This window comes from Actinoplanes sp. NPDC051633 (assembly GCF_040681735.1).
Lineage (GTDB): Bacteria > Actinomycetota > Actinomycetes > Mycobacteriales > Micromonosporaceae > Actinoplanes.
On sequence record NZ_JBFAZH010000276.1, the window covers coordinates 1 to 7,787 of the forward strand.

Annotated in this window: 7 protein-coding genes; 3 read left to right on the forward strand and 4 right to left on the reverse strand. The window is 71.9% G+C overall.

What is annotated here, in order from left to right; all coding sequences use genetic code 11:
• Positions 1-102: 102 nt before the first annotated feature.
• From AB0M20_RS17410 to ftsH, 3 genes are all read right to left on the reverse strand, one after another.
• Entirely contained in the window at positions 103-531 is a 429-nt protein-coding gene (locus AB0M20_RS17410) for a VOC family protein (RefSeq protein ID WP_364299205.1), read from the reverse strand.
• A gap of 87 nt (positions 532-618) precedes the next feature.
• Positions 619-1,632: a LysR substrate-binding domain-containing protein gene (locus AB0M20_RS17415; RefSeq protein WP_364299207.1), complete on the reverse strand. Its 1,014-nt coding sequence runs from the start codon at positions 1,630-1,632 to the stop codon at positions 619-621.
• A gap of 128 nt (positions 1,633-1,760) precedes the next feature.
• The gene (gene ftsH, locus AB0M20_RS17420) at positions 1,761-3,782 is read right to left on the reverse strand and encodes an ATP-dependent zinc metalloprotease FtsH (protein ID WP_364299209.1); all 2,022 of its coding nucleotides are present in this window, start codon (positions 3,780-3,782) and stop codon (positions 1,761-1,763) included.
• Positions 3,783-3,822: 40 nt separating this feature from the next.
• On the opposite strand from ftsH, the gene AB0M20_RS17425 reads away from it, so the two are divergent.
• The gene (locus tag AB0M20_RS17425) at positions 3,823-4,443 is read left to right on the forward strand and encodes a maleylpyruvate isomerase N-terminal domain-containing protein (RefSeq protein WP_364299211.1); all 621 of its coding nucleotides are present in this window, start codon (positions 3,823-3,825) and stop codon (positions 4,441-4,443) included.
• Here the strand turns inward: AB0M20_RS17425 and AB0M20_RS17430 are convergent.
• Complete coding sequence (locus tag AB0M20_RS17430) at positions 4,419-4,805, reverse strand: hypothetical protein (RefSeq protein ID WP_364299213.1); 387 nt, start codon at positions 4,803-4,805, stop codon at positions 4,419-4,421. The genes AB0M20_RS17425 and AB0M20_RS17430 overlap by 25 nt on opposite strands.
• Before the next feature lie 189 nt (positions 4,806-4,994).
• Between AB0M20_RS17430 and AB0M20_RS17435 the strand changes: the two genes are divergently transcribed.
• Together AB0M20_RS17435 and AB0M20_RS17440 are read left to right on the forward strand one after the other, a co-directional pair.
• Positions 4,995-5,903: a sulfite exporter TauE/SafE family protein gene (locus AB0M20_RS17435; protein WP_364299215.1), complete on the forward strand. Its 909-nt coding sequence runs from the start codon at positions 4,995-4,997 to the stop codon at positions 5,901-5,903.
• A gap of 357 nt (positions 5,904-6,260) precedes the next feature.
• On the forward strand, positions 6,261-7,556 hold the full coding sequence (locus tag AB0M20_RS17440) for a hypothetical protein (RefSeq protein ID WP_364299217.1): 1,296 nt from the start codon (positions 6,261-6,263) through the stop codon (positions 7,554-7,556).
• Positions 7,557-7,787: the final 231 nt, after the last annotated feature.

The window sequence follows — 7,787 nt, forward strand, 5'->3', positions numbered from 1 at the left end:
CTATCAAAAAATTTTAACAAATGATGAAAAACGTCATTTTCATGTCTCATTGGGTCTATCTCATCTTCCAGCTGTTGAATATGTTGCTGAAGTTCTTGATTGTTAGATGGCCAGCCCGACGATGATCCCCTCGGGGCCGCGGACGTAGCAGAGCAGGTAGCTGTCCTCGTAGCGGACCAGCTCACCGACCAGCTCGGCGCCGTGCGCGCGCAGGCGGGCGACGACGTCCTCGATGTCCTCGACGGCGAACATCACGCGGTGCATGCCGACGGTGTTGTGCGGCGGGTTGCGCGGTCCTGCAATCGCCGCGGGAGTGTGGTATTTCGCGAGTTCCAACCGGCTGTGGCCGTCCGGGGTCCGCATCATCGCGATGTCGCAGCGGACGCCGTCGAGTCCGACGGTGCGGCCCGCCCAGCTGCCCTCGGTCTGTGCCCGGCCCTCCAGCTCCATCCCGAGCTCCCCGAAGAACGCGATGGCGGCCTCGAGGTCGTCGAAGACAATGCCGACGTTGTCCATCCGCTTGATCGTCATGGTGGTCTCCGTCTTCGTCGCGCGGCCCGTCGTGGGCCGCCTGTGCCCCGAGGACGAAGCGGGCGCCGCATTCTCGACACACGGGTGTCAGCTCGCCAGGTCGGCTGCCTCGCGACGCCACCCGTTCTCCATGCACAGCGTGCGCGCCGTCGACACCAGCGACACCACGTGCGGCGACGGGTCCTGCAGCCGCCACAGCAGCGACCACGGATAGCGGGGCACCACCTGCTCGAAGGGCAACCAGGCGACATCGTCGTCCGGCGTCACCGCCGAGGCCGGCACGCACGCCACGCAGCGGCCCTGCACGACCAGGTCGACCGCGGCCCGCAGGCTCTGCACGGTGCCGGGGAACATCGCCGGGAAGAACCCGGCCGACCGGCAGGCCTCCGCCACGAACTCGTTGAACTCGGGTGCCCGCTCCTCATCGGCGAGCAGCAGCGTCTCGTCGCGCAGCGCGGCCACCGGCACCACCGAACGCCCCGCGAGGGGATGGCCGGCGGGCACCAGGACACCGACCGGGTCGAGCCGGAACAATTCCGACGCGATCGCCGCCGGCACGCCCGAGACTCGGCCCACCCCGATGTCGAGACGCCCGTCGGCCAGCAGGCGGCACTGCTCGGGCACGCCCGCGGTCACCTGATGGATCTCCAGGTCGGGATGGGCGGCCCGGATGGCCCGGATCACCGGACGCGCCGCGTCGTACCCCTCGTCGAGCATTCCGATGCGCAGCGTCGGCGGCGTGAGCGCCGCACCCAGCGCGACCATCGCCGCCCGGTCCACGTGCTCCAGGATCTGCCGCGCCTCGATCAGGAAGCGAGCGCCGGCCGCGGTCAGCGAGATCTGCCGGCCGGTGCGGTCGACCAGCAGCACGCCCAGGGTGCGTTCCAAACGTTGCAATTGTGTCGTCAGCGCGGACGGCGCGATGTGCTCGCGCGAGGCGGCCCGGCCGAAGTGGAGCTCCTCGGCCACGGTCACGAAGAAGCGCAGCTGGCGTAACTCGAGCCGACCGGCCGTGACCCCATCGGCGACCGCTCGGATGTGGCCGGTATGTCCGGTCGCAGCGCGGTCCACGCCGGTCAGGTGTCCGGTCCGGTGGGCCATGACGGGCCTCCTCGCTACCTTGCCGACGTCATCGATCGACTCCGCTCCGAGAATTGTTATCGCTAACATTTTCGTCGTCAAGGCGTAAGAAGTAAGAAACCTCGCGGATACGGGCCAGCTGTTAGCGGTCACAAAGGCTGTTGGGCGTCCGTCGGCGACGCCGTGACCGGCCGCGGCAGGCCCGGCGCGGGACTGATGCCGGGCTCCTCACCGCGGGCCACCGCGCCCGGCGCCTCCTCGCGGCGGATGCCGGCGGCCTCGTACGCGGCCTGCTCGTCGAGCGTCTCGGCCTCGAGGAGAGCGTGCGCCAGCCGGTCCAGCTGCGGACGGTGCCGCCGCAACAGGTCGAGCGCCTGGCCGTAACAATCGTCGACCATCCGGCGCACCTCGGCGTCCACCAGCTCCTTGGTCGCCGGCGCGACCCCGTCCAGGCCCAGCGGCGACTCGCTGCCCGGTGGCGGCAGGACGGTCACCGGCCCGATCGCCTCCGACATGCCCCACCGGCCGACCATCTGCCGGGCGATCGCGCTGACCTGGTCGAGGTCGCTCTCCGCCCCCGTGGTCATGTCGCCGAAGACGACCTCCTCCGCGGCCCGGCCGCCCAGCGCGCCGATGATCCGGCCGCGCAGGAACCTCTCCGAATAGCCGTAGCGGTCGGCCGCCGGGCTCTGGAAGGTCACGCCCAGCGCCTGGCCGCGCGGGATGATCGAAACCTTCCGGACCGGGTCGGCGCCCGGCGTCAGCATGCCGAGCAGGGCGTGGCCCGACTCGTGGAAGGCGGTGCGCTCCTTCTCCTCCGGGGTGAGCATGATGCCGCGCACCGTACCCAGGACGATCTTCTCCAGGGCGTCGCTGAAGTCCGCGGCCTTGACCGTCTCGTGCCGCCGCCGCGCGGCGAGCAACGCCGCCTCGTTCACCAGGTTCTTCAGGTCCGCGCCGACCATGCCCGGGGTCGAGGCGGCCAGCGACGCCAGGTCGACGTCGGCGTCCACCGGAACGCCGCGGGTGTGCACCTCGAGGATCTTGCGCCGGCCGGGCAGATCGGGCGGGCTCACGGTGACCCGCCGGTCGAACCGGCCCGGCCGCAGCAGCGCCTGGTCGAGGATCTCGGCGCGGTTGGTGGCGGCCAGCACGACGACGCCCTCGCTGCCGGTGAAGCCGTCCATCTCGGTGAGGATCTGGTTGAGCGTCTGCTCGCGCTCGTCGTTGCCGCCCAGCGACTGGGCGCCGCCGCGGGCCCGGCCGATCGCGTCCAGCTCGTCGATGAAGATGATCGCCGGCGCGACCTTCTTGGCCTGCTCGAAGAGGTCACGCACCCGGCTCGCGCCGACCCCGACGATCATCTCGATGAACTCCGACGCCGACATCGAGAAGAACGGCACCTTCGCCTCGCCGGCCACCGCCCGGGCGAGCAGCGTCTTGCCCGTGCCCGGCGGGCCGGAGAGCAGCACGCCGTGCGGGATCTGCGCGCCCAGCTTGCGGTAGCGATCCGGGTTGCGCAGGAAGTCGACGATCTCGGTGACCTCCTGCTCCACCTCCTCGATCCCGGCCACGTCGGCGAAGGTGGTGCGCGGCCCCGACTCCGGCGAGTAGAGCTTGGCGCGCGACCGGCCGAAGCCGCCGATCCCGCCCGCGGCCGCCGAGGCGCTGCGCCGCAGGAACCAGATCAGCAGGCCGACCAGCAGCAGCGTCGGACCGAAGCCGAGCAGCACCTGCTGCCAGATCGGCGCGGGCGCGTCCGGCGAGTTGGCGTTCACGGGCACGCCGTTGGCCTGCAACTGCGCGAACAGATTGTCGGCCGCAAAGGACGGCCGCTCGGTGGTGAACCGGTCGACCTGCTCGCTCTGCTTGGAACCGGTCGGCGTGTACGCCACCTTCTTGCTGAACGTGCCCTCGATGGTGTCGCCGGTCGAGGTGATGTCGGCCACGTTTGCCGACTGCACCTGGGTCAGGAAGAAGGTGTACGACACCGGCGTGCGCGCCTCAGGCCGCAGCAGCATCGACGAGACGATCCAGTTGATCACCAGCAGCAGGAGCAGCATCCAGCCGAACCGCATCCAGGCCGGGCGCTGGGGTTTGGGTGCCTGCCCGCCCGGCGGCGCGCCCTCCACCCGCCAGGGTTTCGGCTCGTCGCGCCGGGGTTGCGTCATGCCTTGAAACGTACCCCCGGAAACATGGGAGAGTCCTGTGATGGATTTCCGCCGCACGTACCGCGCCGCCGCCGTCTCCTACGCCGATCTGGTGTCGCGGTTGCCGGTCGACTCGGACGTCACCTTCGGCGAGTGGAGCCTGCGGTCGCTGGTCGGACACACGGTCAGCTCGGCGATCCGGCAGGTGCCCGAGGCGCTCGCCGCGCCGCCGGCGGAGATCGCGGTCGACTCGCCGGAGGGCTACTGGGCATTGGCCCGGTCGGCGCCGGCGTCGCTGATCGAGTCGGCCCGGGCGGCCTCGGACGAGGACGCGCTGTCGACCGGCAAGCAGCTCGGCGACGACCCCGCGGCGACCGTCGGCGAGCTGATCGGGCGGGCCACGTCGGTCCTGGCCGCGGCCGGCGACGACGACCTGGTGGCGACGCCGGTCGGCGGGATGCGGGTGCGTGACTGGCTGCCGACGCGGACGCTCGAGCTGGTGGTGCACGGCCTCGACGCGGCCGGCGCGGCGGGTGTGCCGTTCGAGCCGCCGGCCGCCGCGGTGGCGGAGACGGCGGCGCTGCTGGCGAAGGTCGCGGCGGTGGTCGGCGACGGCCCGGCGGTGGTCCGTGCGCTGACCGGCCGCGGCCCCCTGCCTCAGGGTTTCTCGGTCGTGGTCTGAGCCAGCACGCGACGGCGCAGCAGCTCGTACTGCTCGCGACATCTCCGCGGTGCGTCCGGCGGGCGCTGCTGCACCTCGCCGCCGGTCACGACCTCGTCCGGCCGGAACTGATCGGCGGTGAGGTCGAGGTCGCGCCCGTCGGGCAGCCGGTTCCAGTAGTGGTGACCGACCTTGTCCCCGCCGACGAAGACCTCGCCGAGCACCAGATCCCCGCCGAGCAGCTCCTGCACGATCAGCGCGGTCACTCCACATTGACCCCGGGACGGGTTGTCCGGCCGCCAGGGCAGGTCGGCCGGATCACAGGTGTCGCTCCCCCAGGCCGCCAGGAACACCGGCCGCAGGTCGTCCTCGCTGATCGCCATGCCGTGATGGTGGACCCTCGACCGACGTGAGAGTCAAACTCATCCGGGTACGAGCACTCGACACTCCCGGACACACCCGCCGGCCAGGAGGTGGGTCACCCCCGCTGCCCCGCCGCCGGGCTGTCCCGGCAGCCGGCGAACCCGGCATCCTATTGTCGACAATCTCGACCTATTTCGTAGACTTCTCGGATGGATTTCACCCTCGCGCTCGCCGGACTCGGCGTCGGCATCGTCGTCGGCCTCACCGGCATGGGCGGCGGCGCCTTGATGACTCCGGTGCTCGTGCTGTTCTTCGGTGTCCCGCCGATCGCCGCGGTCTCCAGCGACCTGGCCGCGAGCGCCGTGATGAAGCCCTTCGGCGGGTGGGTGCACGCCCGCCGCGGCACCGTCGACTGGCGGCTGGTCCGGTGGCTGTGCGCGGGCAGCGTACCGGCGGCGTTCCTCGGTGTGCTGTTGCTGCGGCTGATCGGCGACGACGCGGCCACCCAGCACGCGATCAAGATCGCACTGGGCATCGCCCTGCTGCTGGCGGCCGGTGGCCTGCTGCTCAAGAGCTGGGCGGCACGCCGGCGGCGGGACGACGGGCCCGCCCCGGCCGTCCGGCCACGCCCGGTGCCGACGCTGCTCGTCGGCGTCGCCGGCGGGCTGATCGTCGGGCTGACCTCGGTCGGTTCCGGCTCGCTCATCGTCGTGGCGCTGCTCGCCCTCTACCCGATGCTGCGCGCCAACGACCTGGTCGGCACGGATCTCGTGCAGGCCGTTCCGCTGGTCACCGCCGCCGCGCTGGGCCACGCGCTGTTCGGCGATCTGCAGCTCGACATCGCCGCGGCGGTGCTGCTGGGCTCGATCCCGGGCGTCCTGCTCGGCGCGCGGATCTCGTCGCGAGCGCCGGCCGGCATCGTCCGCGCCGCACTGGTGATCGTCCTGACCGCGAGCGCGCTGAAGCTGCTCGACGTGCCCAACGAAGTGGTCGGCGTCGTCGTCGCGGCGATGCTGCTGGCCGCGGCGGTCCTGGCCGTGGCCGGGCGGGCCCGCCGGGCAGCCGTGATCCCGGCCCAGAAGGGCGAGTCGGCGCAGGAGCCCGCAAGCTCCCGATGACGTCGCGGCCGCGATGGCGTCAGCCCGGCGGTGGCGTTGACGGGCGCGACGAGCCACCGGCGGTGACCTAGAGCGGGCGTGACCGAACCGCCCCGCGGTGACCCTGAGCGGGCGTCGCCGGACCGCCCCGCGGTGACCTTGAGCGGGCGTCGCCGGACCGCCCCGCGGTGACCCTGAGTGGGCGTGACCGGACCGCCCCGCGGCGACCTCGAGCAGGCGTGGCGGGCCGGCCCGGCGGCGGGGCAGCGGGGGTGACCCACCGCCTGGCCGGCGCGTGGGGCGGCACTTTTCGGGCGCTCGTACCCATATGGGGTTGACCTTGTTTAGGATCGGTTGACGTCGATATGGGGAGTGACGATGTTGCGCAAGCTTGCTGCTGCCGCGCTGGTGCTCGGGGCGCCGCTCGTGGCCGCGCCCGCCGCCCGAGGTGCCGCGCCCGCCGACTGCTTCGACCGGAGCGCGCCGAGCACCTATGAGGAGAGCCGGATCGACACGCCGGCGCTGCCCGGCGGGGTGCAGGTGCCGGCCGCACTGGTGGAGGCCGGCGGCTTCACCTCCTATGTGGACCGGCTGCGGGCGGAGCTGTGCCGCGCGCGGTCGGTGGCGGCCGCCGACCGGCTGCTGAAGCAGCGCGGCGAGCAGCTGTGGCGGGCCGCGGTGGATCGCGCGCAGGGGCGGTTGTGGCAGGGCACGATCGAGAGGTACGACGACCGCCCGCTTTACTGGACCCGGCTCATCGGGACGCGTGACCTGCGGCAGTGGCGGCCCTCGTTCGCAGTGCCGGAGCCGGCGCGTGCCGGGCTGTTGCGCACGTTCGAGTATGCGGCCCGCGGACTCACCACCAAGGACTTCCCGGCCCGGCCGGGCGTGACGCGGTTGCTGGTCAGCGGCTTCGACCCCTATCAGCTCAACAACGAGATCCGCCGCTCGAACCCGTCCGGCGCCGCGGCGCTGCAGCTCGACGGCGTGACCGTCAAGGCGAACGGCAGGACGATCCGGATCGAGACGGTCGCGTTGCCGGTGACGTGGAGCGGCTTCGACGCGGGCATCGTGGAGGACGCCTTCGGGCCGCACCTGACCGCGAGCGCTCCCCGCCGGGCGGATCTGATCATGACGATCAGCCAGGGCCTCCGCGGCACGATGAACATCGAGCAGTGGGCCGGCGCGTGGCGCGGCGGCAACCCCGACAACAACAACGAGGGCACGCCGGAGCCGGTCCCGCCGGCCGCCGGCTGGCCCCAGCCCTCGCCGCAGCCGGAGTTCATCGAGACCACGCTGCCCTATCAGGCGATGATCTCCGCGGGCACGACGCCGTGGCCGGTCCGGCTGAACCCGCAGATCTGCGAGTGGGCCGCCGGTGACCGCCCGACCGGCCCGGTGACCTGCAAGACCACTGGGCCGACGCCGGGTTCGCAGGCCCAGTCCGGCGGCGGCGGCAACTACCTGTCGAACGAGAGCATGTACCGCTCGAACCGCCTCCGGCTGGCCCTCGGCGCCACCGACGTGCCGGGCGGTCACCTGCACATCTCGGCGCTGGTCTACCCGGCCGACCCGCTGGTGCTGATCGACCAGGCGTTCGCGGCGGACCGGGCGCAGACCATCGAGCAGACGATGGCGCTGGTGAAGGCGGCCGGCGCGGCGGTGGCGCGGTAAGGGTTTCGTAAGCCGCCGAGATCTTCCGGGGCTGTGGTCCGGCGGATTGACTGTCCTGTGTGATGAGACGACTGATTCGCCGGCCCGCCACCTGGGTGGTTGTGGCCGCGGTGCTCGGCGCCGGGCTCTACTGGTTCCAGCCGTGGCGGCTGTTCACCACCACGGTGGTGCGGGAGCAGCTGTCCCAGGCCGGCGGTCCGGCGCCGGCGCTCTCGAGTGGTGCGCCGAGTG